The sequence below is a fragment of the Isoptericola sp. b408 genome (assembly GCF_030588085.1).
Classification (GTDB): Bacteria; Actinomycetota; Actinomycetes; order Actinomycetales; family Cellulomonadaceae; genus Isoptericola; species Isoptericola sediminis.
Map to the genome: position 1 here is coordinate 21,716 of NZ_JAUQYQ010000002.1, position 23,683 is coordinate 45,398.

The window sequence follows — 23,683 nt, forward strand, 5'->3', positions numbered from 1 at the left end:
GGGGGGGGCCCCGGGCGGGGGGGGGGGCGCGGGGGGGCGGCGCGGGCCCCGGGGGGGGGGGGGGGGGGGCCCGCCCCCCCGGCCCCCCTCGTCGTCGGATCCTCAGCGCGGCGGGACCGTCGGCACCACGAGCGTCCGGGTGATGACGCTGCCGAGCATCGAGGCGACCGCGATCCCCAGGACCGCCCACACCAGCGCGGTCATCGCGCCGGACAGCGGGTCGGGGTTGCCGGTGAACGGCAGCACCGCGAGGATCACCGTCGTCAGCCCGACGAGCCAGCCGAAGAACATCCGCGGCCGCGGGGCCACGACCACGAGAAGGTTGAGCACGATGGCGGCGGCGAGCGCGAAGAGCGCCCCGGCGGCGGCCCACGAGGCGTCGTCCCCGCCGCCGGCGACGTCGGGCGGCGGGATCAGCTCGATGCCGAAGACCTCGTCGAAGATCACCGAGGCGGTGAAACCGAGCAGGGCGCACACGAGCACGGTGGCGGCGGCTCCGGCCCAGTACCGGCCGATGTCGAGGCGCGGCTCGGGCGGAGGCGGCTTCGGTGCGGCCTCCCAGGTCGGCTTCTGCGCCGGCATCATCCCGGGAGGCTGTTCCGCCGGCTGGTTCACCGGCCGGTAGCGCTGCGTCGGGTCCTCGGACCCGTACGGACGCTGTTGATCGCTCACTGTCCCTCTCCTCGCCGTCGTCGTGCCCCTAGAGGACCACATCCGGGCCGTCGGCGCCCCCCGGGACGTCGCCCGGGAGCACCTCACCGCGCCGCGCCGACCGGGTGCGCGAGGCCCTGCAGCGACATGACGAGATCCTTGACGGACGCGGCCGGCACGGCCCGGTCGTCGTCGTGCACCCACGACGCGACGGGGTCGGGGACGGTCGGGTCGGAGCACAGCACCATCGGGGCGTCGAGGGCGGAGTCCGGCAACCGACCGTGCGTGCCGCCGACCCAGGAGGCGTCGAGCGGCACGGTCGACATCGCGTACCGCAGGCCGAGCCTCTTGCGCACGAGGTTCAGCCCGGCCCTGGCCTTCGCGAACCGGTCCGCGGGGTCGAAGAACAGCTCGGCCGGGTCGAACCCCGGCTTGCGGTGGATGTCCACGGCGCGGGCGTACTCGGGGGCACGGTCGTCCTCGAGCCAGAAGTAGTAGGTGAACCAGGCGCCCGGCTCGGCGACGACGACGAGCTCGCCGGAGCGTTCGTGGTCCAGCCCGTGGCGGGCCTGGGCCTCGCGGTCGAGCACCTCGTCGACGCCGGGCACGGTGCGCAGCAGGGCGGCGACCCGGGCCACGTCGGAGGCGTCGTCGACGTACACGTGCGCGACCTGGTGGTCGGCGACGGCGAACGCCCGCGAGGTCCACGGGTCGAGCTGTTCGCGGCCCGCCTGGGTGTACACCTCCAGCAGGCCCTCGCGACGCAGGACCCGGTTGAGGTGCACGGGGCGCTCGGCCCGGGTGATGCCGTACTCGGAGACGACCAGGACGGTCACGCCGTCGGCCTCGGCCTGGTCGAGCAGCGGCGCCAGCACGCCGTCCAGGTCGGCCGCGGCGGCGTCGGCCTGGGGAGACTCCGGGCCGAACCGCTGCAGGTCGTAGTCGAGGTGCGGGACGTAGGCGGTGGTGAGGTCGGCGGCCCGGGTGCGCAGCAGGTGCCGGGTGGCGTCCACGACCCAGCGGCTGGACGTGAGCGACGCCGTCGGGCCCCAGTAGGTGAACAGCGGGAAGTCGCCGAAGCGCTCGACCAGCTCGTCGTGCAGGCCGGGCGGTCGCACGTAGGCGTCGGGGGACTTGCGGCCGTCGGCGTGGTAGATCGGCCGGGGCGTCACCGTGACCTCCGTGGTCATCCCCATCGCGTACCACCAGCACACGTTCACCGCGGAGTACCCCGGACGGCGCCGCCGGGCGGTCTCCCAGACCCTCTCGCCGGCGACCAGGCGGTGGTGCTGGCGCCACAGGTGGACCTCGCCCAGGTCGCGGAAGTACCAGCCGTTGGCGACGGCGCCGTGCTGGGCGGGGGACAGGCCCGTGAGCATCGTCGACTGGACCGTGCAGGTCACCGCCGGCAGCACGGTCGCCAGCGACGAGGACCATCCGCCGTCGGCGAGACGGCGGAGCCGGGGCATGTGGGCCAGGGCGCGGGGCGTGAGCCCCACGACGTCGAGCAGCAGGACGGGTCTCACGGGGTGCTCCTCCCGGCGGGGGTCAGGACGGTGTCACGGGCGGTCAGGTGGTCGGCGGCCCAGCGCAGCTCGGCGGCGATGCCCGCCACCAGCTCGTCGGTGCCGGACGGCAGCACGTCGGGGGGCAGGACCGACCAGGTGTAGGTCTCCACGTCCAGGTGCGCCTCCTCGCCGTGCGGCGCCGCGGCGACCGCGGCGACGGCCTCGCGCAGCACGTCGGTGGTGGCCGCCAGGGGCGGCGCCGGGTCGTGGTGCAGCGGGACGTGGAAGTGCACGCGCCACGGCCCGCGGCCCGGCAGACCGCCCGCCAGCGCCTCGGTCAGGTCGTCGACGCCGTGCACCCGCCCGTCGGCACCGAGCTCGCGGGTCTGGTGGAGGTAGCGCGGTTCGGCGAACCGACGCACGGCATCACGGGCGGCGGGCGCCGCCGGGTCGGCGACGTGCAGGGCGGCGGAGGCCTGCACCTTGACGACCCGGAGCCCGGCCCCGGTGATGCGCCGCACCGCGGCGGCCGGGTCGGCGAACGACACCGCCAGGTGGCAGGTGTCGAGGCAGACGCCGACGAGTGCGGGGTCGATCCGCGCGGTCGCGGGCCGGTCGGCGCCGGTCCGGGCGCCCAGCCACCCCACGACGTCGTCGACGGTGTCCAGCACGCAGCCGGGTTCGGGCTCGACGGCGAGCCGGACGACGACCCCGCTGCGCTCGGCGAGGGCGCGCAGCTCGGCGGACAGCGTGGCCAGCGCCCGGGTGGCGGCCTCGTCGTCCGACGCCGTCCAGCCGGTGCGCCACCCCAGCGGGAGCGTCGAGACCGACCCGTCGGCGCCCGTCGGCAGCAGGTCGGCGAGCACCCGGGCGCAGGCGAGCGTGTAGGCCAGGCGCTCGGGCCGGGTCCAGTCGGGGCGGTAGACGGCGCGGCCCACGACGTCGGCGTGGAACCCGCCGGCGGGGAAGGCGTTCAGCGTGCGGACCTCGAGGCCGTGCTCGTGCAGGGCGACACGCAGGCGGTCGCGGTCGGCCGCGGAGGCGTCGAGGCGGTGGGCGAGACGGGAGGGCAGCCACAGCCCGATCCCGAGCCGGTCCAGCCCGGCGGCGCGGCGGACCGGGCCGGCGCTGCGGGCGAGCTGGTCCAGCACGCCGTCCAGGTCCTCGGCGGGGTGGACGTTGGTGCAGTACGACAGGTGCATCGGGGTCCTCAGACGCGCGCGCCGCGCAGCACGGAGGAGCCCTCGAACTCAGCCGGGGCCGGGACCTCGCCGGCGACGACGCCGGGGACCGGCTCCAGCACAAGGTGGCCGGAGGCCCCGTAGAAGGTCACCGGGTTGCGCCACAGGACGCGGTCGACGTCGTGCTCGGTGAACCCGGCGGCGAGCATCTCGGCGCCGGTACGCGCCGTCAGCAGCGGGTCGCTGCGGCCCCAGTCGGCGGCCGAGTTCACGATCATCCGCTCGGTGCCGTACTCGTCCAGCAGCGCCACCATGCGGTGCGGGTCCATCTTCGTGTCCGGGTAGATGGAGAAGCCCGCCCAGGCGCCGGCGTCGCGCACCATCGCCACGGTGGTCTCGTTGAGGTGGTCCACGAGCACCCGAGCGGGGTCGATCCCGGACTCGCGCACGACGTCGAGGGTGCGGCGGGTGCCGTTCAGCTTGTCCCGGTGCGGCGTGTGCACCAGGACGGGCAGCCCGGCCTCGCGCGCCATCTGGAGCTGGGCGGCGAACACCTCGTCCTCGGCGGGTGTCATCGAGTCGTAGCCGATCTCGCCGACCGCGACGACGCCGTCCTTGAGCAGGTAGCGCGGCACCTCGGCGAGCACCTCGCGGCAGCGCGGGTCGTTGGCCTCCTTGGGGTTGAGGGCGATGGTGGCGTGGTGCCGGATGCCGAACTGCTCGGCCCGGAACCGTTCCCAGCCGAGCAGCGAGTCGAAGTAGTCGGTGAACGAGGACACCCCGGTGCGCGGCTGGCCGAGCCAGAACGCGGGTTCGACGACGGCGCGCACCCCGGCGGCGTACATCCGCTCGTAGTCGTCGGTGGTCCGGCTGGTCATGTGGACGTGCGGGTCGAAGATGCGCATGGTCACTCCGCGGTGGTCGGGGCCGGGACGGCCGGGTCGGGTCGGTGCTGCAGCAGCCGGTCGACGTCGGCGGGGACGGGGCGCCCGGCGGCGCGTCGTTCGGCGGCGAAGTCGGACACCATCCGCGCGGTCTCGGCGTCGACGCGGTCGGCCAGCCTGGCGACGGCGTCGAGCGGCACCCCGAGGAAGACGAGCTTGAGGACCGTGTGCCGCCACGTGTGCTGGTCCAGGTGCGCCGCGCCGAACGGTCCGACGGCGGCGGCCACGAGGGAGGGGTCGTTGGCGCGGTGCGCGTCGTGGGCGAGCTCGACGCCGGTCCGCGCCAGGGGGGAGCCGGCCGCGACCGCGCCGTCGGACTGCAGGGCGTCGAGGCCGCGCAGCACCCCGCGGCGCTCGCCGGTGTCCCCCTGCGTGAACAGGTCGCGCAGCCGTCCGGCGACGTCCTCGCCGTCGCCGGCGGCGTGGGCCAGCGCCACGACCAGGGCGGCGCGGGCCTCGTCCTCGAACGTGCCGTGCACGAGGCCGTGCGGGTCGGCCCCGGGCCGCCGGGGTCCGCGGCCGGCCCGCCGAGGAGCCAGGGCGAAGGCGCGGGGCAGCGTGCGCGGGTCACGGGCGACCTCGGCCCGGGTCCGGTCGATCCAGGTGTCGCTCATCAGGGGGCCTCCGGGTGGGGGTGCCCGACGACGTCCGCCCAGGCGCGCCGCACCGCGGCGAGGCTGCGGCGGGCGAGCGCCGGGGAGTCGTGGGAGTGGCGGGGCAGCTCGACCGCGGCGACGCCGCGGTAGTCGATGTCGGCCAGGGTGGCGAGCACGAGCGGCAGGTCGAGGTCGCCCTCGCCGAAGGGCCGGTGCTCGTGGTGGGTGCGGGGCATGTCGTCGAGCTGGAAGTTCGTCAGCACCGGGGCGGCGGCGCGCAGCGCGCCGACCACGCCGTCGGGTTCGACGACGAGGCAGTGCCCGACGTCGACGGTCAGACCGAGACCGGCGGGGTCGCCGAGGTCCGAGCGCAGCCGCAGGGCGTCCTCGACGGTCTCGACGAGCATGCCCGGCTCGGGTTCGATCGCGAGCTGCACGCCGTGCTCGCCGGCCTCCTCCAGGAGGACCGGCAGACGGTCGAGCAGCCGGGCCCACCCCTCGGCAGGGCGGTCGCCGTCCGGGAGCACGCCGGAGAAGAAGGACACGCACGTCGCGTCGAGGGTGGCGGCGACGTCGATCGCCCGCGTCAGGTAGCGCATCCGCAGGTCGGCCTCGCGGTCGACGAGGGTGGGCCGGTGCTTCGTCCACGCGTCGAGGGTGTAGCGCGTCCCCGTCTCGACGACGACGTCCGCCCCCGCGCCGTCGTGCATCCGGCCCAGACGGTCGGCCAGCCGGGCCGTCACGGACGCGGCACCGGGTGCGAACGGGTCGAGGTGCGGGTGGCCGAGCGTGAGGGCGACGGCCTCGTAGCCGAGCGTGTCGAGGACGTCGAGCGCGGCGGGCAGCGGGTGGTCGCCGAACCCGTTGGTGCCGTACCCGAGCGCGAACGGGGGCCGGTCGGGGGCGGGGTGGGTGGTCACGTGATGCTCACCTGCCGGCGGCCCCGGCGCAGCAGCCGTCCGGCGGCGACGGCGCCGGCCAGCACGGCGGTGCTCGCCCACCGCCCGCCGCGCGCCGTCCAGGCGGCCTGCAACGGGATCATGGCCTGCAGCCCCGCCCGGGTCGCGGTGCGTGCCGCGGGGGCCGTGCGGTCCGCGGCCGCGGTGCGCTGCGCCGGCAGGCACGTGGCGACGTACCCGGCGGTGGCGGCCAGCGCCGCGACGCGCCGGACCGTGGGACCGCCCGGCGAACCGGCCGGTGCCCGCCACGCCGCGACGGCCGTGGTGGCGGCGACGGCCACGGTGCCGGCCACGGCGGACCCTGCCACGCCGCGGGTGGTGCCGTGGACCTCGCCGCGCGACAGCGCCGTCACGGCGAGCGTGTGCGTCGTCAGCACGGCGGCGGTGGGCAGCGCCGTGCGCAGGGAGCCCGGGGCGGCGCCCAGCAGCACGTCGAGCCCGCGGCAGGCGGCCATCACGACGGCACCGGCGGGCCGGTCCTTCGCCGCGAGGTCGTAGGTGAGGACGCACGCGGCGAGCGGCACTGCGACGGCGAGCCCCCGCCGGCCGCTCGCCGCACCCGCGGCCGCGACGCCGGTGGCGACGAGCCCCGTGCCGACGGCGAGCGCCTGCCGGGGCGTCACGCGTCCGGAGGGGATGGGGCGTTCGGGACGTTCGACGGCGTCGAGGTCGCGGTCGCCGTAGTCGTTGAGCGCCATGCCACCGAGGTAGAGGCAGGTCGAGGCGACGGGCAGCAGGGCGTGCCGCGGCGGGCGGAGGTCCGGCGGCCGTGCCGTGGCCATCCCGGCGAGGGTGTCGCCGAGGACGGTCAGCGCCGCCGGGGCGCGGACGAGCTCGACCAGGTCGCCCGCCCTCATGGCCGCCGTGCCACGGCGTCGGCGGTGCGGCCGGCCCAGTCCGCGAGCTCGACCGCCTGGGCGGCGGCCCCGTGCACGTCGGACCCCCAGGGGTCCTTGAAGAAGTACCCCAGCTCCGGGACGGGGCCGGCCAGCCCGGCCGCGTGCGCGAGGGCCAGCAGGCGGGCGAGGTCGAGGACCATCGGCGCGGCGAGCATGGAGTCGTGCGCGCTCCACGTGGTCTGCAGGGTGAGGCGCGAGCCGAGGAACCCCTCGACGTGCACGTGGTCCCACGCGACCTTGACGTCGCCGAGGTCGGGGACGTTGTCGATGTGCAGCGGGGTGACGTCGGTGCCGGTCAGGTCGCGCAGGCCGCGGTTCTTGGAGGTGAGCTTGCTGCGGGCCGCGACGGGGTCGGCCAGGGTGGCGCCGTCGCCGCCGCCGAGGAGGTTCGTCCCGGCCCAGGACAGCACCCGCAGGCCGCGGGCGGTGAGCGCGGGTGCCAGGACGGTGCGCAGCCAGGTCTGTCCCGTCTTGCCGTCGCGGCCGGCCACGGGGAGCCCGGCCTCGGTGGCCCAGCGGGTGAGGACCGGCACGGTCATGCCGGCCGACGGGGTGAACGAGGCGTAGGCGCAGCCGGCGAGCACGGCGGCGTACGCGGTCACCGAGGAGGCCGGGAGCACGGCGCGGTCCGGGTCGAGCAGCGCGGCACGCAGCAGCTCGGGGTCGTCGTGCTCGGGGACCGGGTCCAGCGGCGGTTCGGTCGAGGCGACGTCGATCACGACGACCCGGGCGAGGCGGTGGCGCTCGCGGAAGTCGACGAGGTCGGCGGCGAGCGTCTCGGCGGCCTCCTGCTGGGAGCCCAGGTGCCGGCGGGGGTCGTGGCCGGGCCGGATCTCGGCGTCGGCGGCGGCCAGGGCGTCGCGCGTGCCGGCCAGCAGGTGGCCGGGGATCATGCCGGCGTCGGCGAGCGCCTCGGCCTGCTTGACCACCGTCGTCGGGGCGACGTCGTGCCCGCCGACGACCAGGTCGTCGAACGCGGGCAGGGCGAGCCGGTCGAACGGTCCGGCCGCCGTGACGCAGCCGGTCGGCGGGGCGTGGCCGGCGGCGAGCGCGGCGAGCCCGAGCGTGGCCGTGGTGGCCACCGAGCCGCGGGCGCCGACCAACCAGAGGCCGGTGCGGCCCGTCGTCGCGGGCGGCTGCGTGGCGGTCGTGGTCCCGTGGTGCATCGTCGCTCCCCCCAGAAGCCGGTCGCGCGGACCGGTCGTGGCGTCGGAGGCGTCCCTGCCTCCGGCCGTCACGCTAGCGGGACTTACGGCGACATGCAATCAAAAGATGACCAACTTTGGTTAGAACTGGCGAGGGGTGTCCGCGGCTCGGACGGGGCTGACCGATGGGTGGCCACCTGTGGCACCATGTGACGTATGACTCACGCACGGCGGTGCGACCAGCGCCGTCACTGCCTCATTAGCTAGCGCGTCCGGTGCACCCCCGCCGGACGCGCAGACCTTCCGTACCCGGAGGGTCTTTTTTGTTGCCGCCACCGCACCTACGGAGCCACCGATGGCCACCGCACCGTTCCATGTGTACGACACCACCCTGCGCGACGGCGCCCAGCAGGAGGGCATGAACCTGTCCGTCGCGGACAAGCTCGCGATCGCGCCGCTGCTGGACGAGCTCGGCGTCGGCTTCATCGAGGGCGGCTGGCCCGGCGCGATCCCCAAGGACACCGAGTTCTTCCGGCGTGCGGCCAAGGAGCTCGAGCTGAAGAACGCCGTGCTGGCGGCCTTCGGAGCCACCCGGCGCGCGGGTTCCCGGGCGTGGGACGACCCGCAGGTGCGCGCCCTGCTCGACTCCGAGGCTCCCGTGGTGACGCTCGTGGCCAAGTCCGACGTCCGGCACGTCGAGCGGGCGCTGCGCACGACGCCGGACGAGGGACTGGCGATGGTCACCGACACCGTGCAGTTCCTCGTGGGGGAGGGGCGCCGCGTCGTGGTGGACGCCGAGCACTTCTTCGACGGCTACCGGTACGACCCGGCCTACACGCGGTCCGCGGTCGCGGCGGCGTTCGAGGCCGGTGCCGAGGTGGTCGCGCTGTGCGACACCAACGGCGGCATGCTGCCGGACTGGGTCACCGACGTCGTCGAGGAGCTGCGGACCGGGCTCGACCTGCCGCACGGCCGCGACGCCCTGCCGGGGGACCCGCTGCTCGGCATGCACGCGCACAACGACTCCGGCTGCGCCGTGGCCAACACGCTGGCCGCCGTCGCCGCCGGGTGCGCGCACGTGCAGGGCACCGTCAACGGCTACGGCGAGCGCACCGGGAACGTGGACCTGGTGTCCGTCGTCGCGAACCTCGCGCTCAAGCGCGGCCTGCCGACCCTCGCCGGCGACGGGCTGGCCGACTCGACCCGCATCGCGCACGCCGTCGCCGAGATCACCAACATCGCGCCCTACACCCGCCAGCCGTACGTCGGGGCCAGCGCGTTCGCGCACAAGGCCGGCCTGCACGCCAGCGCCATCAAGATCGACCCGGACCTGTACCAGCACATCGACCCCACGGCCGTGGGCAACGACATGCGGATGCTGGTCTCCGACATGGCCGGGCGGGCGTCGGTCGAGCTCAAGGGCCGCGAGCTGGGGTTCGACCTGGCCGGCCAGGGAGAGCTGCTGACCCGCGTGACCAACCGCGTCAAGGACGCCGAGGCGCAGGGCTACACGTTCGACGCCGCCGACGCGTCGTTCGAGCTCATCCTGCGCGAGGAGCTCACCGGGCAGCGGCCCGCCTACTTCCGGGTCGAGTCGTGGCGCGCGATCGTCGAGACCACGGGCGGGCGCGGCGGCGTGCCGGACGCCGACCAGCGGGACGCCGAGGCGCTGGCCGAGGCGACGGTCAAGCTGCACGCCGGTGGCGAGCGCATCGTGGTCACCGGGGAGGGCAACGGTCCGGTCAACGCCCTGGACCAGGCCCTGCGGCATGCCCTGCGGAAGGTCTACCCGACCATCGAGACCTTCGAGCTGGTGGACTTCAAGGTGCGGATCATGGACGCCGAGCACGGCACGGACGCCACCACCCGGGTGCTGGTCGAGACCACGGACGGCCACCACACGTGGTCGACCGTGGGGGTCGGGCCCAACATCATCGAGGCCGCCTGGGAGGCGCTCATCGACGCCCACGTCTACGGGCTGCTGCACGCCGACGTCGAGCCGCGCTGACTCCTCTCCCGTTGTGGGCATGAGATCTGCAGCTCCGGGCGCACCCGGAGCTGCAGATCTCATGCCCACAACGGTCCGCGCGGGGCGGTTAGGCTGGCGGGGTGCATGGTGAGTACAAGGTCCCGGGCGGCAAGCTCGTCGCGGTCGACCTTGCGGTCGACGAGTCCACCGGCCACGGCGTCCTGACGGACGTGCGCGTGTCGGGCGACTTCTTCCTCGAACCCGACGAGGCGCTGGGCGTCATCGACACCGCCCTGAGCGGGCTGCCGGCCACGACCGGCACCGGCGAGCTCGCGCGCACCGTCACCGAGGCGCTGGAGAAGGCCGAGCAGGGCGGGGAGATCGCCGGACCCGTGGCGATGGTCGGCTTCGACGCCCGGGCCGTGGCCGTCGCCGTGCGGCGCGCGCTGGGCCTGGCCACGACGTGGGAGGACCACACCTTCGAGGTGCTGCGCCCCGGACCCCTGCCCCCGCGCACGCTCGCCGCGCTCGACCAGGTGCTCACCGAGGAGCTCGCGGCCGGCCGCCGCGGCCCGACCCTGCGGTTCTGGGACTGGGACGAGCGGGCCGTGTTCATCGGTTCCTTCCAGTCCTACCGCAACGAGATCGACGAGGACGGCGTCGCCGAGCACGACGTGACCGTCGTGCGACGCATCTCCGGCGGCGGCGCGATGTTCATGGAAGCGGGCAACTGCGTCACGTTCTCCCTGGTCGTGCCCGGCTCACTCGTCGACGGGATGAGCTTCGAGCAGTCCTACGCGTTCCTGGACACCTGGGTGCTCGGCGCCCTGGGCGAGCTGGGTGTGGAGGCGTACTTCAGCGGCATGAACGACGTCGCCTCACCCGGCGGCAAGCTCGCCGGGTCCGCGCAGAAGCGGCTGGCGGGGGGAGCGGTGCTGCACCACATGACGATGGCCTACGACATCGACGCCGACAAGATGATGCAGGTGCTGCGCATCGGCCGGGAGAAGATGTCCGACAAGGGCACCCGCAGCGCGAACAAGCGCGTCGACCCGCTGCGCTCGCAGACCGGCATGACGCGCGACGACGTCGTGGAGGCGTTCGCGGTGTACTTCGCCGAGCGGCACCGGACCGAGGCCTCCGACCTGCGCCCCGAGGAGCTCGAGCGGGCCGAGGACCTGGTGCGCACCAAGTTCGACACCGCCGAGTGGATCCACCGGGTGCCCTGAGCCGGTCAGGCGGGTGGGCGCGCGCCGAAGACGGCGGTGCCGACCCGCACGACGGTGGCCCCCTCGGCGACCGCGAGCTCGAGGTCCGTCGACATCCCCATCGACAGCTCCCGGGCGTCCTCGGTGGCGGGCGTGCCACCGGCCACGACCTCGTCGCGGACCGCGCGCAGCCGGGCGAACCCGGCACGGACCTCGTCCTCGTCGGGGGTGTTCGCCCCGATGGTCAGGAACCCGGTCAGGTGCAGCCCCTCCAGCGCCGCGACGGCGGTCGCGAGCTCGACGGCCTCCGCCGGCGCCACCCCGGACTTGGACCCCTCGCCGGAGACGTTGACCTGCACCATGACGTCCAGCGTCCGGCCGTCGCGCACGCAGCGCCGCGCCACCGCCTCCGCGAGGGAGAGCCGGTCCACGGCGGCCAGCCCCGTGACGGTCGGCAGCATCTGGTTGATCTTGTTGCGCTGCAGCGTCCCGATCATGTGCACCTCGAGCCGGCCGGCCGCGACCAGGTCGGCCAGCGCCGGCGCCTTGGCGACCAGCTCCTGGACCCGGTTCTCCCCGACGAGCACCGGCCGGTCGTCCCCCCGCGCGGCCGCCAGGTCGGCGGCGGCGTGGACGGCCGCGAGGACGGTCCCGGCGTCCTGGGTCTTGGTGGCCAGCATCAGCCGGACGTCGTCGGGGCGCCGGCCCGCCGCGGTGGCGGCGTCGTCGATCCGTGCGCGTACCCGGGCGATCCGGTCGGGGAGGTCGGACGGCATGGCGCCCAGTGTAGGAACCTCCGGGGCAGGATCAGGGACCTCCCGGATGCCCTGCCCGGTCCCACGGGGCAGAATCGACGGCGTGAAAGCGATCCTCAACGTCATCTGGCTCGTCCTGTCGGGCTTCTGGCTCGCGATCGGGTACGCCGCCGCGGGCATCATCTGCTGCCTGCTCATCGTGACGATCCCCTGGGGGATCGCCTCGTTCCGCATCGCCGGCTACGCCCTGTGGCCGTTCGGTCGCACCGTCGTGGACCGCCCCGGCGCCGGCGGCTGGTCCGTGCTGGGCAACATCATCTGGATCGTCGTCGCGGGCTGGTGGCTGGCCCTCGGGCACGTCGTCACCGCGATCCCGCTGTTCGTGTCGATCATCGGGATCCCGCTCGGCATCGCCAACCTCAAGATGATCCCGATCTCCCTGCTGCCGCTCGGCAAGGACATCGTCTCCACCGACACCCGGTACCCGACCTACCAGCCCTCCTGACGCCGTCCGTCCCCGCCCCGGCACCGGGCCGCCCGGGGGCCGGCCTCACCGGGCCAGGGGAGCGGTGGTGGCGCCGGTGAGCCGCACCAGGTCCGCGGGGGCGAGGGAGAGGTCCAGGCCGCGCCGACCGCCCGAGACGTAGACGACCGCCAGCGACGTCGCGGAGGCGTCCAGGACCGTGACCAGGCGGGTGCGCTGCCCCAGCGGCGAGATGCCGCCGGCGACGTAGCCGGTGGCGCGCTCGGCCCGGGCGACCGGCGCCATCACCGCCTTCTTGCCGCCGACGGCGCGGGCGAGCGCCTTGAGGTCGAGCTCGCCCGTCACGGGGACCACGGCGACCACCAGCTCGCCGTCGACGTCGGCGACGAGCGACTTGAACACCTGCTCGGGCGGGACGCCGATCGCCCGGGCCGCCTCGAGCCCGTAGCCCAGGGTGCTGCGGGGGTCGTGGTCGTACGGGTGCAGCCTGTGCGGGATCCCGGCCCTCTCCAGGGCGAGCACGGCGAGGGTCGGTGCGCTGTTCCTCCGGCGTGTCACGCGGCCAGTGTGCCCGACGACTCGCCGGCGGGCAGGTCCGCCCCACGGCACGGTCCGGCCCGCCCGCCCCGCTCGGCGTACGGTGGGGCCGTGCTCGCCCTCCTCGTCCTGGCCATCCTCGTCGGTGGCGTCCTGCAGCGGGTCTCGGGGATGGGGTTCGGCCTGGTGGCCGGACCGTTCATCGTGCTGATCGTCGGGCCGCTCGAGGGCGTGCTGTTCGTCAACCTGGCCGGTGCGACCGCGTCGACCCTCATCCTCGGCCGCGTGGTCCGGGACGTGGAGTGGCGCAAGTTCGCGTGGCTGACCCTGTCGTCGCTGGTCGTCACCGTCCCCGCCGCCCTCGCCCTGCGCGAGGTGAGCGCCCCCGCCCTCGAGGTGACGATCGGGGCGTTCGTCATAGCCGCGATGACCCTCGCGGTGGTGACGACCCGGCTGCGCCGCGAGGGCCGGCACCCGGTGGACGCCGCCGCGGGCTGGCCGCTCGCGGTGACGGGGACGGCCAGCGGGATCGGGTCGGTCGCGGCCGGGATCGGCGGGCCGCCGGTCGCGGTCTACGCGGTGCTCAGCGGCTGGGACCCGAAGCGGTTCGCGGCCACGGCCCAGCCGTTCTTCGCGGCGAACGCGCTGGCGGCCATGGTGGCCAAGCTGGTGCTCTCCGACGCCTCGTTCCCGTCCATGGCGCCCTGGGAGTGGGTGGTGCTCATGGTCTCGATCCTCGCGGGTCTCGTGGTCGGCGACCGGCTCGCCCCGCGGGTCTCGGCGACCGCGACCCGCCGGGTGCTCATCGTGCTCGCCTACGTCGGCGGTGTCGCGACGCTGGTGCGCGGCCTGACCGGACTGCTGTGAGCTACAGCCGCCCGACCGCGAGGACCTCGAGGACCGGACGGCCCGCCTCGTCGGAGGCCGGCAGGTCCACCAGCGCGGTGATCGCCCAGTCGCGGTCGCCGTTCGCGTCGTCCAGGATCTGACGGACCCACCAGGTGTCGGCCGGCACGGTCGAGGCGTCCGACGGCGGGGCGCCGGCGGGCAGGGCGGCCCCGGGCTCCAGCATGGTCAGCAGCGCGGCCGAGCGGGCGTCCGCCCCGAAGCCGATCGCGTCGTCGCCCTGGGTCTCGAAGAGGTCCTCCAGCGCGTCGGCCCAGGCGTCCCCGTCCCAGCCGGAGGCCTTGTCGAGGGTCTCCAGGGCGTCGTAGTCCTCCCGGGCGGCGAGCTCGACCCGGCGGAACATGGCGTTGCGCACGAGCCGGCGGAACGAGCGGGGGTTGCCGGTGACCGGGCGGGCGGGCGCCTCGGCGCCCGCCTCGGCGAGCTCGCCCTCCACCACGGTGTCGGCGTCGTCGTCGACGGGGTTCTGCAGCCGCTCCCACTCGTCCAGCAGCGAGGAGTCGACGCCGCGCACCAGCTCGCCGAGCCACTCGACGACCTCGGCGACCTCCTCGGTGCGGTGCTCCTCGGGCACGACCTGACGCACCGCGCGGTAGGCGTCGGCGAGGTAGCGCAGCACCACGCCCTCGGTGCGCTCCAGGCCGTAGGTGCTGACCATCTCGGCGAAGGTCATCGCCTGCTCGAGCATGTCGCGCACCACGGCCTTCGGGGCCAGCTCGGCCCCGGCGACCCACGGGTTGGACTGCTTGTACTGCGCGAACGCGGGTTCGAGCAGGTCCGCGAGCGGCTTCGGCCAGGACACCTCCTCGAGCAGCTCCATGCGCTCGTCGTACTCGATGCCCTCGGCCTTCATCTCGGCGACGGCCTCGCCGCGCGCCTTCTTCTGCTGGCCGAACAGGATCTGGCGCGGGTCGTCGAGCGTGGCCTCGATGACCGAGACGACGTCGAGGGCGTGCGTGGGGGAGTCGACGTCGAGCAGGTCCATGGCCGCCAGCGCGAACGGCGACAGCGGGGCGTTGAGCGCGAAGTCCCGCGGCAGGTCCACGACCAGCCGCACGCTCGGGCGGTAGCCCGCGGGGCGGGTGTCGTCGGGGACGCGGACCCTCTCCACGACGCCGGCCACCCGCAGCGAGCGGTAGATGCGCAGCGCCTGGCGCACGTGGCCGGCCTGCTGGGCGGCGGTGTCGTGGTTGGCGGTCAGCAGGTGGCGCATCGCCTCGACCGGGTCGGCGGCGGCGCCGTCGCCCGTCCCCCGGGTGCGGGCCAGCACGTTGAGCACCATCGCGTGGTTGACGTGGAACTGGCTGGCCAGCGGCTCCGGCGGGGCGTCGCGCAGGCGGTCGAAGGTCGACTCGGTCCAGTTGACCGCGCCGGACGGGGCCTTCTTGCGCACGATCTTTTTCTTCTTCTTCGGGTCGTCCCCGGCCTTGGCGAGGGCCTTGCGGTTCTCGATGACGTGCTCGGGCGCCATGACCAGCACCTCGCCGAGGGTGTCGTAGCCCGCGCGACCGGCTCGGCCGGCGATCTGGTGGAACTCCCGAGCCGTCAGATGGCGCATGCGCTCGCCGTCGAACTTCACCAGCGACGTCATGAGCACGGTGCGGATCGGCACGTTGATGCCCACGCCCAGGGTGTCGGTGCCGCAGACGACCTTGAGCAGCCCCTTCTGGGTGAGGCGCTCCACGAGCCGGCGGTACTTGGGCAGCATCCCGGCGTGGTGCACCCCGACGCCGGCGCGCAGGTACTTGGACAGGATCTTGCCGAACCCGGTGCCGAACCGGAACGCGCCGATCTCGTCGACGATCGCCTGCTTCTCCTCCTTGGAGGCGAGCTTGGTGCTCAGCAGGGCCTGGGCCCGGTCGACGGCGTCCTTCTGGGTGAAGTGCACGACGTACACCGGGGCACGGTGGGTGTGCACGAGCTCCTCGATGACCTCGGGCAGCGGCTCCTGGACGTAGGAGAACTCCAGCGGGACCGGCCGCTCGGCGCCGGTGACCTCGGCGACGTCACGGCCGGTGCGCTCGGTGAGGTCCTCCCGCAGCCGTGTGGTGTCGCCGAGCGTGCCGGACATCAGCAGGAACTGGGTGTGCGGCAGCTCGAGCAGCGGCACCTGCCAGGCCCAGCCACGCTGCGGGTCGCCGTAGAAGTGGAACTCGTCCATGACGACCTGGCCGATGAAGTCGTCGTCGCCCGGGCTCCCGGCCCCGTTGCGCAGCGCGAGGTTCGCCAGGATCTCGGCCGTGCAGCAGATGATGGGGGCGTCGGCGTTGACCGCGCTGTCGCCGGTCATCATGCCGACGTTGCGCGACCCGAACGCGGCCACGAGGTCGAAGAACTTCTCGCTGACCAACGCCTTGAGCGGTGCCGTGTAGTAGGTGCGCCCGCCCAGGCCGGACCGCCGCGCCGCCAGCGCCGCGAACTGCGCTCCCATCGCCACCATCGACTTGCCCGACCCGGTCGGCGTCGCCAGGACGACGTGCGAGCCCGTCATGAGCTCCAGCAGCGCCTCCTCCTGGTGCGCGTACAGCGGCCGTCCGGACGCGGCCGCCCACTCGCCGAAGCCCTCGAACAGCGCGTCCGGGTCCGGGGCCTGGCCCGTCGGGGCGGGCAGGTGCGGCAGCAGGGTGCCGGCGGGGCGCGGTGCGGGCGTGACGGACGAGGAGGCGGTGTCGGTGGCAGTCATCGTGCGGTCATTCTGTCAGCAGCCCCGCATGACCCCCGACGAGCGTGCTCGTTCGGTACGTCAAGTGCTTGGTTGGGGTACCGAACGAGCACCCTCGTTGGCGCCGGGGCGTGCGGGCGGCGGGGAGCACTCCAGGGTGCCGGTTCTCCGCAAGCCCGCTCAGCCCAGGTCCCACAGGCGGCGGTAGAAGGCGATCCGCTCCGCGTCGGGCTCGATGTCGTAGGCCGCGAAGAAGAGCGGCTCGTACCCGTCGCCGTAGTTCCAGCCCAGGCTCAGGCTTGCCGTGGCGAGGTCCGCCCACCGGTCGGCGACCCCGAGGGTGCCCAGGTCGACGTGCCCGGCCCAGGTGCCGTCGTCGGCCACCAGGGTGTTGGGGGCGCAGGCGTCGCCGTGGCAGACCACGAGACGGTCGACGGGCGGCACGGGTCCGACGTCGGCACCGACGGCGGGCTCGAGCCGCGCGACCCGGTCGGTCGCGCTCGACGAGAACGGGCAGTCCGCGACGGGCAGAGTGTCGTGCAGCGCCCGCAGCCCGGCGCCGATCGCGCGGACCGCGGTCTCGGGACGGGCCAGCCAGGTCGGGTCGACGGCGGACCGGCCCGGCAGCGCCGCCGTCGCCAGCCAGCTCCCGGTGGCGTCCTGGCCGCGGCCCAGCACACGCGGCACCCGGGTGTGCCGGCCGGCCCAGACGAGGCGTTCCGCCTCGGCGTCCAGGTCGATCTCCGGCGTCCCCGTGGGCACCCACTTGACGTACCGCTCGCCCTGGCCGCCGAAGAGCCGGAAGGTCAGGCCACCGAGGGTGTTGCGCCACACCGGGGCGACGTCGTCGGCACCGGCCAGCGCGGCCACGGCGTCCGGGACGACGACGGGTCCGCGCGGCGGGGCGGCGAGGTCGCGAGACATGTCGTGATCCTGACAGGTCGTCGACCCGGCGGCCGGGACCGCCGCGGTCGCGCACCGTGCACGCCGAGCTGGTGATCCTCGGGGCGCGCTCACAGCAGGGTGACGTGGCGCGAGCTGCGCAACGTCAGCACCTGACGGTCGTTGAGGGTCGCCCCGTGGCCGGACGGCGTCATGAGGTTCGACGTGCTGCTGCCCGAGAGAGCGCTGCCCGCCCCGCCGGTGTGCGGGAGTCCCAGGGCGTGGCCGATCTCGTGCGCGAGCGTGCGCCGCGCGCCCAGCCCGCCGTCGTCCACGGTGACGTAGTCCGTCAGCGGGCCGAGGGAGCACCCGGCCTTGCCCTCGACGTCCTCGACGACGAACGCCGTCAGCGGGGAGCCGGCGCCTGTGAGCGTGCCGACGAGGTTGCTCGCGGCCCGAGCCCGGAAGTACCCGCCCGCGTCCGTGAGGTCGTCCTGCAGCGCGCCGCCGTTGCAGCGCACCCGCCGGGCCGGCGCGGGCGCCGGCTCGGCGTCGACGGTGACGAACCGCCGACCGGCAGGGACCAGGCGGAACCGCGCCTCGCGGCGGAAGAGCTCGTCGGCGACCTCGACCGCCTCACGGACCCGTGCGCGGGCGCGCGCGGCCGACGTCCCCGTCACCGGGGCGCCGTCAGCGCCCGCGAGGACGATCACCCGGAGCCGCAGCTTCTTCATCGGCCGGACGCCCAACGCACCGAGCGCTGCTCCCGGCAGACCGACGGCGCGGTTCACCGTCTCCTGGACGACGTGGAGACCGCTTGAGCCGACCGAGCCGGCGCCCTTGCGGACGCTCCGACCGGCACGTCGCGCGACGCGCGCGGTCTTCTTCCCCGCGCGCCGGGCGCTGCGTCCGAGCGTGGTGGCCGCACCCTGGGCGCTGCGCCCGACCTTCTTCGCTGCGCTCTTCGCCTTCTTGGCGATCTTCCCGAACGTGCTGCCGAGTCCCACGGCGGGTCATCTCCTCGAGCTCGACCGGGGTCCGCGCCACGGGCCCTCTCCTGGAAGGAGGCGTCGCGGGGCTCGGGTGATACGAGAGCGCCGGTGCGACGCCGTCGCGGAGCGGTTCAGCCCTCGGCGGCGAGCAGCGCGTCGCAGACGTCCAGCAGCCGTGCCCGCAGCGCCTGCGCCCGTTCGGCGAAGGCCCGCTGGCGCCGCACGTACTCGGCCTTGCCGGCCGCCGTCTCGATCGCGACCGGTTCGACGCCGTAGGACGAGACGTCGTAGGGGGAGGCCGCCATGTCGGTGTACCGGATGTCGCGGGCCAGCTCGAAGGCGTCCAGCAGCAGCTCGCCCGGGACCGCGGGGCCGAGCTTCTGGCACCACTTGTACAGATCCATGTTCGCGTGCAGGCAGCCCGGCTGCTCCATCGCGACCTGGCGCTCGCGGGTCGGGCGGAGCTCGTTGGCGTCCCGGGCCTCCGGGGTGAAGAACCGGAAGGCGTCGTAGTGCGAGCACCCGACGCGGTGCGACTCCACGACCTCGTCCGTGCCGGACGCCCCCAGCCGCAGCGGCAGCGGGTGGCGATGGTCGCGTCCGGCCGCGGCGTCGCGGTAGACCATCGCCCACTCGTGCAGCCCGAAGCAGCCGAAGGTCCCGGTCCGACCGGCCGTGGCACCCACCAGCGACCGCACGTAGCGCACGGTGTCGCCGCGCCCGGCGAGGAACGCCGCCGTGTCCAGCGTGGCGCCCGTGCCGCCGTCGGGCAGGTCCACCGTGCGGTACCAGCGCCAGGAGGCGTGGTCGTCGGCCCCGGGCAGCACCCTGCCGGCACCCGGGTGCCAGCGCCGCAGGTGGCTCACCCGGGTGGGGTAGTAGGTGAACAGGAAGTCCTCGACGGCGTGCTTCTCGCCCCGGTCGCGGGCGGCGCGCCAGACGGCGGTGAGCGCGTCCGCACGCCGCGCGTGCGCCGCCGCGGGCTCGCGCCAGCCGTCCACGACGACGTCCCCGACGGGCTCGCGGAGAGCCTCGGGACCGGCGAGGAGAGAGGGCGGTGTCACCCGGCCAGGGTACGGCGGCCGTCGTATCGTGGAAGCAGACGGGAGGTGGTGACGATGGCCACCGTCGGCACGCAGTCGGACTTCGACCCGCACCAGGACGAGGTCGAACCCACGCCGCACGTCCCGCTGGACACGTGGGTGGAACGTCACGGCACAACGGTCGGTCTGCTGGTCGGGATCGCGGCCGTGATCGCGACCCTGCTGCGCTACGTGGACTGATCCGCGCGGCGCCGGGGGTCGTCCGGCGGTACCTTGCCGCCATGACGAGCTTCCCGTTCCGTCAGGTCGACGTCTTCGGCGACGGACCCCTGGCCGGCAACCCCGTGGCCGTGGTGCACGACGCCGGGACCTGGGACGAGCAGCGCATGGCCGCCTTCGCGCGCTGGACCAACCTGTCCGAGACCACCTTCCTGCTGCCCGCCACGCACCCCGATGCCGACTACCGGGTGCGCATCTGGACCCCGGGCGGCGAGCTCCCCTTCGCCGGGCACCCCACGCTCGGGACCGCCCACGCATGGCTCGAGGCGGGCGGGACGCCGGGTCGCGAGGACGTCGTCGTCCAGGAGTGCGGCGTCGGGCTGGTCGAGGTCTCGCGGACCGCGGACGGGTTGGCGTTCGTGGGGCCGCCGCTGCGCCGGTCGGGACCGGTCTCGCCGGCCGACCGCGAGCGGATCGTCCGGGCGCTGCGCATCCGGGACACCGACGTCGTCGACGCCGCGTGGGTCGACAACGGACCGGGCTGGGTGGGCGTCCGGCTCGCCGACGCCGCCGCGGTGCTCGCCGTCGACCCCGATCCCGCCGCGCTCGGCGGACTCGCCGTCGGCGTCGTCGGGCCGTACGGTCCGGGGGAGCCCGACGCGGACGTCGAGGTGCGCGCGTTCATCGCGGAGATCGGTGCGGCCGAGGACCCCGTGACCGGCTCGCTCAACGCCGGGCTGGGGGAGTGGCTCGCGGGCACCGTCCTGCCGACGGCCTACGTCGCCTCCCAGGGAACGGTGCTCGGTCGGCGGGGGCGCGTGCACGTGCGCCGCGACGGCGACGTCGTCCGGGTCGGTGGCTCCACGGTCACCACCGTGCGCGGCGAGGTCACCGTCTGACGAGGGTCAGCCGCCCCGACGCTCCTCGTACTTCCGGGTCAGGCGGTCCTCGACCTGCCGGCCGTCGATGAGGTACGCGAGCGCGTGGAAGGCCAGACCGACCGCCCAGGGCAGCGTGGTCCAGAAGGCCCAGTCCACCCCCGGGTCCGTGGCCAGGTCGATGGCCCACAGGAAGCCGTTGACGATCACGAAGACCCCGACGTGCCACATCAGACCCGTCGCCGCCTTCGCCCGGCGCCGTGCCGGGTCCGTGGTCTCACGGTCCGCCATGACGCTCACCCCCTCCGTCCTGCCCCGAGGCTATGCCGGTGGCCACCCGCCGCGTAGAGGCTTTCGGCCCCCGGGCGCGGGCCGAACGGTCACCGCGGGTCGGTGGTGCTGACCCGCGTCGTGGGTGGCGGGGGAGCGGTGCGTCGTGCCACCGCGGTGAACAGCCGCTCCAGCGGGCCGCGGCCCAGCCACAGCCGCCACAGCGTGGCCGTCACCAGCGAGGCCAGGATCATCACCAGCAGCGGCCCGTTCGTCGCGGACCCGATGAGGTCCCACCGCCAGATCGCCACGATCTGCAGCGAGTACACGGTCAGCGCCATCGAGCCCACCGCGGCCAGCGGGGACAGCACCCAGCCGCTGATCCGCCCCACGGACAGGCACAGCCCCACCACGGCCACCGCGAACCCACCGGTGGCCACCACCTCCAGCCAGCTGTCGTCGTGCGGGCCGGCCAGCGCCAGGTACACCGGCGTCGGCCACGGGTCGGTCCAGGACCAGCCCGGCGTGGAGGCCGCCTCCACCTGGTCGCGCACCACGAACTGGCCCCCGAACCGGTCCACGACCGCCGAGGACGCCAGCGTGCCCACCACCATGGCGCTCAGGCCGCCGATCACGAGCCCGCGGCGCAGCGCGGTCGAGGAGAGGTCGCACCGCCCGATCGCCATGCCGGCGAAGACGTAGGCCATCCAGACCACCGCCGGGTAGTGGCCGGTCAGCAGGAAGTCCGTGACGGCCCCGGACCCGTCGTCCGGCAGGTGCAGGCCCGCGCGGCTCAGGGCGACCGGGCCCCAGTACGCCACCGGCGGCCCGGCCACGGCCACCACGACCGCCGCCACGGCCAGCCGCCGCGGCCCCCACGTGAGGAACGGCAGCGCCAGCACGAAGTACGCCGCGTAGAAGCCCAGGATGAGCAGCACGCGCGTGCCGAGCAGGTCGAGGAGCGCCACGAGGGCGAGCAGGAGGACGGCCCGGACGAGCAGCCGGGCCCGCGCGTGGACCAGCACGTCACCGGCCAGGACCCGCGGGCCACCCGTGACCAGGGCGAGCGAGACGCCGGCGACCAGGGCGAACAGCACCGAGGACCGGCCGTCGGCGATGGTGAGCCAGGCCGTCGAGTCCTCGGCCACGCCGACGTGGGCGGTGAACATGCCCAGCACGGCCAGTCCGCGGGCGACGTCGAGCCCCACGACGCGTGCGGGACCGCCGAGGAGGCGCTCGCGGACCGTGGGCATGGCAGCGATCTTGCCAGCCGTCCCGTCTCGTGAGAAACGGGATGTGCTGACAGGACGTCTTCACTAGGTTGGCGCCATGAGTGATCTGCCGACGGGTTCCGAGCCCGACTTCCCGGAGCCCCCGAGCCTGGGCAGCCCGGCCGACGGCCCGAACGGGAACGCCTCCGACGAGCCGTCGGGCGCGGCCCTCTCCGACGCGATCGAGGCCCCGAGCACCCACCAGACGGTGCCGAGCCAGGAGTCGGAGTCCTACACGCACGGGCACCACGAGTCGGTGCTGCGCGCTCACCGCGCCCGGACGGCGCAGAACTCCGCCGGGTTCCTGCTGCCGCACCTCAAGGACGACATGCACCTGCTCGACGTCGGGTGCGGTCCGGGCACGGTGACGACCGATCTCGGGAGGGTCCTCGCCGGCGGGCGCGTCGTCGGCGTCGACGCCTCGGCGACGGTGCTCGAGGCGGCCCAGGCGCACGCCGACGCCCTCGGGGCGCAGAACGTCCGGTTCGAGCAGGCCAACGCCTACGAGCTCCCCTTCGACGACGACACCTTCGACGTCGTCTACGCCCACCAGCTCCTGCAGCACCTGTCCGACCCCGTCGCCGCGCTGCGCGAGATGAAGCGGGTCACCAAGCCCGGCGGTCTCGTCGCCGCCCGTGACGCCGACTACCTCGCCATGGCCTGGTACCCGGAGTCGGCCGGGCTCACCGAGTGGAACACGCTGTACCACGAGGTCACGCGCGCCTACGGGTTCGAGCCCGATGCCGGGCGTCGGCTGTTCTCCTGGGTGCTGCAGGCAGGGTTCGACGTCGCGGGCACCGTGCCCAGCGCGTCCTCGTGGTGCTACGCCACCCCGACGGACCGGGAGTGGTGGGGCCAGGTCTGGGCCGAGCGGTGCGTGGAGTCGAACTTCGCGCGGCAGGCCCAGGAGTCCCACCTTGCCGACGACGTCGCCCTCGAGCAGCTCGCCCACGACTGGCGGGCCTGGGCCCAGGCGCCGGACGGCTGGTTCGCCGTCCTGCACGGCGAGGTGCTCGCCCGGGCCTGACCAGCCGTGGCCCGGCCACGCCGTCGGACGCGGGAACGCCCGGTCCGCCAGGAGGCGGACCGGGCGTTGCCGTGCGGGCGTGCGGACCGGCGTCAGCCGTTGCCCAGCAGCTCCTCGATCTCCTCGTCGGAGTAGCCCTGCTCCTCGAGCTGGCGCTCCAGCTCCTGCTGGATCGCCGGGGCCTGCTCCTCGAGGGTCGACACGAGGAACACGTTGACGACGATCGCCAGGATGATCGCGACGACCGACAGCACCGTGCCGAACAGCGCCATGCCTCGGCCGGCCGCCGTCCCCCGCTTCGCCTGCACGAGCGCCATGATGCCCAGGACGATGCCGATGATGGCGAGGACGATGGCACCGATGTTGAGCACCGGGATCCACGAGCCGAGCACCGCGAGGATGCCGAGGACCAGCGCGGCGATCGCCAGCCCACGGCTCGGGGCCGGCCCCTGCGTGGGCGTGCCGCCGGCGTAGGGGGCGGCCGGTGCGCCCTGGGCCGCGTACGGCTGCTGGTGCCCGGCGTCGTAGCGCCCGGCGTCGCGGCGGTCGGCGTCGTGGTGCTCGGTGTCGTGGCGGTCGGGGCGGGGCGGTTCGTCGCGGTGCGGTGCGTTCGAGTCGTCGTGCGGCGTGCTCATGATGCCCCTTCGGTCGCTGAGTGTGTCGATGCAGGTTATCGGCTTCGGGGCGCCTGCGCCTC

The 23,683-nt window shown here is 74.6% G+C and carries 24 protein-coding genes; 7 read left to right on the forward strand and 17 right to left on the reverse strand.

Annotation, left to right across the window (positions count from 1 at the left end; translation table 11 throughout):
- Nucleotides 1-102: 102 nt before the first annotated feature.
- From Q6347_RS05665 to Q6347_RS05700, 8 genes are all read right to left on the reverse strand, one after another.
- A complete protein-coding gene (locus tag Q6347_RS05665) occupies nt 103-672 on the reverse strand; it encodes a hypothetical protein (protein WP_171247274.1) in 570 nt (189 codons plus the stop codon).
- Between the two features lie 83 nt (nt 673-755).
- Nucleotides 756-2,177 carry an alkaline phosphatase family protein gene (locus Q6347_RS05670; RefSeq protein WP_304606895.1) on the reverse strand — a complete coding sequence of 474 codons (1,422 nt, stop codon included), beginning with the start codon at nt 2,175-2,177 and terminating at the stop codon, nt 756-758.
- On the reverse strand, nt 2,174-3,361 hold the full coding sequence (gene eboE, locus Q6347_RS05675) for a metabolite traffic protein EboE (RefSeq protein WP_304606896.1): 1,188 nt from the start codon (nt 3,359-3,361) through the stop codon (nt 2,174-2,176). The genes Q6347_RS05670 and eboE overlap by 4 nt, the downstream gene beginning before the upstream one ends.
- Before the next feature lie 8 nt (nt 3,362-3,369).
- Nucleotides 3,370-4,245: a TatD family hydrolase gene (locus Q6347_RS05680; RefSeq protein WP_304606897.1), complete on the reverse strand. Its 876-nt coding sequence runs from the start codon at nt 4,243-4,245 to the stop codon at nt 3,370-3,372.
- 2 nt (nt 4,246-4,247) lie between these two features.
- On the reverse strand, nt 4,248-4,898 hold the full coding sequence (locus Q6347_RS05685; RefSeq protein ID WP_304606898.1) for an EboA domain-containing protein: 651 nt from the start codon (nt 4,896-4,898) through the stop codon (nt 4,248-4,250).
- Nucleotides 4,898-5,800 (reverse strand): sugar phosphate isomerase/epimerase, encoded by a 903-nt coding sequence (locus Q6347_RS05690; protein WP_304606899.1) that lies wholly within the window; start codon nt 5,798-5,800, stop codon nt 4,898-4,900. Before Q6347_RS05690 ends, Q6347_RS05685 begins: the two co-directional genes overlap by 1 nt.
- Nucleotides 5,797-6,696, reverse strand: a complete 900-nt coding sequence (locus tag Q6347_RS05695) for an SCO3242 family prenyltransferase (protein WP_304606900.1) — start codon at nt 6,694-6,696, stop codon at nt 5,797-5,799. The genes Q6347_RS05690 and Q6347_RS05695 overlap by 4 nt, the downstream gene beginning before the upstream one ends.
- Nucleotides 6,693-7,904: an inositol-3-phosphate synthase gene (locus tag Q6347_RS05700; RefSeq protein WP_304606901.1), complete on the reverse strand. Its 1,212-nt coding sequence runs from the start codon at nt 7,902-7,904 to the stop codon at nt 6,693-6,695. The genes Q6347_RS05695 and Q6347_RS05700 overlap by 4 nt, the downstream gene beginning before the upstream one ends.
- Before the next feature lie 334 nt (nt 7,905-8,238).
- Between Q6347_RS05700 and cimA the strand changes: the two genes are divergently transcribed.
- A complete protein-coding gene (gene cimA, locus Q6347_RS05705) occupies nt 8,239-9,891 on the forward strand; it encodes a citramalate synthase (RefSeq protein ID WP_304606902.1) in 1,653 nt (550 codons plus the stop codon).
- A gap of 101 nt (nt 9,892-9,992) precedes the next feature.
- Complete coding sequence (locus Q6347_RS05710; RefSeq protein WP_304606903.1) at nt 9,993-11,081, forward strand: biotin/lipoate A/B protein ligase family protein; 1,089 nt, start codon at nt 9,993-9,995, stop codon at nt 11,079-11,081.
- A 5-nt stretch (nt 11,082-11,086) separates the two neighbouring features.
- Here Q6347_RS05710 and Q6347_RS05715 read toward each other — a convergent pair whose 3' ends face one another.
- Nucleotides 11,087-11,836, reverse strand: a complete 750-nt coding sequence (locus tag Q6347_RS05715; protein ID WP_304604417.1) for a YggS family pyridoxal phosphate-dependent enzyme — start codon at nt 11,834-11,836, stop codon at nt 11,087-11,089.
- An 82-nt stretch (nt 11,837-11,918) separates the two neighbouring features.
- Here Q6347_RS05715 and Q6347_RS05720 point away from each other — a divergent pair, with 82 nt between their 5' ends.
- A complete protein-coding gene (locus Q6347_RS05720; RefSeq protein ID WP_171247265.1) occupies nt 11,919-12,320 on the forward strand; it encodes a YccF domain-containing protein in 402 nt (133 codons plus the stop codon).
- Nucleotides 12,321-12,365: 45 nt separating this feature from the next.
- On the opposite strand, the gene ybaK is transcribed toward Q6347_RS05720, so the two are convergent.
- The gene (gene ybaK, locus Q6347_RS05725) at nt 12,366-12,857 is read right to left on the reverse strand and encodes a Cys-tRNA(Pro) deacylase (protein WP_304606904.1); all 492 of its coding nucleotides are present in this window, start codon (nt 12,855-12,857) and stop codon (nt 12,366-12,368) included.
- A gap of 90 nt (nt 12,858-12,947) precedes the next feature.
- On the opposite strand from ybaK, the gene Q6347_RS05730 reads away from it, so the two are divergent.
- The gene (locus Q6347_RS05730; protein ID WP_304606905.1) at nt 12,948-13,703 is read left to right on the forward strand and encodes a sulfite exporter TauE/SafE family protein; all 756 of its coding nucleotides are present in this window, start codon (nt 12,948-12,950) and stop codon (nt 13,701-13,703) included.
- 1 nt (nt 13,704) lies between these two features.
- Here the strand turns inward: Q6347_RS05730 and Q6347_RS05735 are convergent, their stop codons facing one another.
- The 4 genes from Q6347_RS05735 to Q6347_RS05750 form a co-directional block, all read right to left on the reverse strand.
- Complete coding sequence (locus Q6347_RS05735; protein ID WP_304604415.1) at nt 13,705-16,425, reverse strand: RNA helicase; 2,721 nt, start codon at nt 16,423-16,425, stop codon at nt 13,705-13,707.
- A gap of 159 nt (nt 16,426-16,584) precedes the next feature.
- Nucleotides 16,585-17,328 carry an aminoglycoside 3'-phosphotransferase gene (locus Q6347_RS05740; RefSeq protein ID WP_304604414.1) on the reverse strand — a complete coding sequence of 248 codons (744 nt, stop codon included), beginning with the start codon at nt 17,326-17,328 and terminating at the stop codon, nt 16,585-16,587.
- Nucleotides 17,329-17,417: 89 nt separating this feature from the next.
- A complete protein-coding gene (locus Q6347_RS05745; protein WP_304604413.1) occupies nt 17,418-18,293 on the reverse strand; it encodes a M12 family metallo-peptidase in 876 nt (291 codons plus the stop codon).
- Between the two features lie 116 nt (nt 18,294-18,409).
- The gene (locus tag Q6347_RS05750; protein ID WP_304604477.1) at nt 18,410-19,279 is read right to left on the reverse strand and encodes a 3-methyladenine DNA glycosylase; all 870 of its coding nucleotides are present in this window, start codon (nt 19,277-19,279) and stop codon (nt 18,410-18,412) included.
- Nucleotides 19,280-19,396: 117 nt separating this feature from the next.
- Here Q6347_RS05750 and Q6347_RS05755 point away from each other — a divergent pair, with 117 nt between their 5' ends.
- Nucleotides 19,397-19,561, forward strand: coding sequence for a hypothetical protein (locus tag Q6347_RS05755; protein WP_171247259.1), 165 nt, complete (start codon nt 19,397-19,399; stop codon nt 19,559-19,561).
- A gap of 41 nt (nt 19,562-19,602) precedes the next feature.
- A complete protein-coding gene (locus tag Q6347_RS05760) occupies nt 19,603-20,439 on the forward strand; it encodes a PhzF family phenazine biosynthesis protein (protein ID WP_304604412.1) in 837 nt (278 codons plus the stop codon).
- Between the two features lie 6 nt (nt 20,440-20,445).
- Here Q6347_RS05760 and Q6347_RS05765 read toward each other — a convergent pair whose 3' ends face one another.
- A complete protein-coding gene (locus Q6347_RS05765; protein WP_304604476.1) occupies nt 20,446-20,709 on the reverse strand; it encodes a 2TM domain-containing protein in 264 nt (87 codons plus the stop codon).
- Nucleotides 20,710-20,798: 89 nt separating this feature from the next.
- Nucleotides 20,799-21,941 (reverse strand): heparan-alpha-glucosaminide N-acetyltransferase domain-containing protein, encoded by a 1,143-nt coding sequence (locus tag Q6347_RS05770; protein ID WP_304604411.1) that lies wholly within the window; start codon nt 21,939-21,941, stop codon nt 20,799-20,801.
- A 226-nt stretch (nt 21,942-22,167) separates the two neighbouring features.
- Between Q6347_RS05770 and Q6347_RS05775 the strand changes: the two genes are divergently transcribed.
- Entirely contained in the window at nt 22,168-22,986 is an 819-nt protein-coding gene (locus Q6347_RS05775) for a class I SAM-dependent methyltransferase (protein ID WP_304604475.1), read from the forward strand.
- Between the two features lie 92 nt (nt 22,987-23,078).
- Here the strand turns inward: Q6347_RS05775 and Q6347_RS05780 are convergent, their stop codons facing one another.
- Nucleotides 23,079-23,621, reverse strand: coding sequence for a DUF4190 domain-containing protein (locus Q6347_RS05780; protein WP_304606906.1), 543 nt, complete (start codon nt 23,619-23,621; stop codon nt 23,079-23,081).
- Between the last annotated feature and the right edge of the window lie 62 nt (nt 23,622-23,683).

Excerpts from the sequence above, each read along its gene's own strand:
- eboE (WP_304606896.1), bottom strand. The coding sequence starts at position 3,361 with ATGCACCTGTCGTACTGCACCAACGTCCACCCCGCCGAGGACCTGGAC.
- Q6347_RS05680 (WP_304606897.1), bottom strand. The coding sequence starts at position 4,245 with ATGCGCATCTTCGACCCGCACGTCCACATGACCAGCCGGACCACCGAC.
- Q6347_RS05685 (WP_304606898.1), bottom strand. The coding sequence starts at position 4,898 with ATGAGCGACACCTGGATCGACCGGACCCGGGCCGAGGTCGCCCGTGAC.
- Q6347_RS05695 (WP_304606900.1), bottom strand. The coding sequence starts at position 6,696 with ATGAGGGCGGGCGACCTGGTCGAGCTCGTCCGCGCCCCGGCGGCGCTG.
- Q6347_RS05700 (WP_304606901.1), bottom strand. The coding sequence starts at position 7,904 with ATGCACCACGGGACCACGACCGCCACGCAGCCGCCCGCGACGACGGGC.
- cimA (WP_304606902.1), top strand. The coding sequence starts at position 8,239 with ATGGCCACCGCACCGTTCCATGTGTACGACACCACCCTGCGCGACGGC.
- Q6347_RS05715 (WP_304604417.1), bottom strand. The coding sequence starts at position 11,836 with ATGCCGTCCGACCTCCCCGACCGGATCGCCCGGGTACGCGCACGGATC.
- Q6347_RS05735 (WP_304604415.1), bottom strand. The coding sequence starts at position 16,425 with ATGACTGCCACCGACACCGCCTCCTCGTCCGTCACGCCCGCACCGCGC.
- Q6347_RS05740 (WP_304604414.1), bottom strand. The coding sequence starts at position 17,328 with ATGTCTCGCGACCTCGCCGCCCCGCCGCGCGGACCCGTCGTCGTCCCG.
- Q6347_RS05755 (WP_171247259.1), top strand. The coding sequence starts at position 19,397 with ATGGCCACCGTCGGCACGCAGTCGGACTTCGACCCGCACCAGGACGAG.
- Q6347_RS05760 (WP_304604412.1), top strand. The coding sequence starts at position 19,603 with ATGACGAGCTTCCCGTTCCGTCAGGTCGACGTCTTCGGCGACGGACCC.
- Q6347_RS05765 (WP_304604476.1), bottom strand. The coding sequence starts at position 20,709 with ATGGCGGACCGTGAGACCACGGACCCGGCACGGCGCCGGGCGAAGGCG.
- Q6347_RS05770 (WP_304604411.1), bottom strand. The coding sequence starts at position 21,941 with ATGCCCACGGTCCGCGAGCGCCTCCTCGGCGGTCCCGCACGCGTCGTG.
- Q6347_RS05780 (WP_304606906.1), bottom strand. The coding sequence starts at position 23,621 with ATGAGCACGCCGCACGACGACTCGAACGCACCGCACCGCGACGAACCG.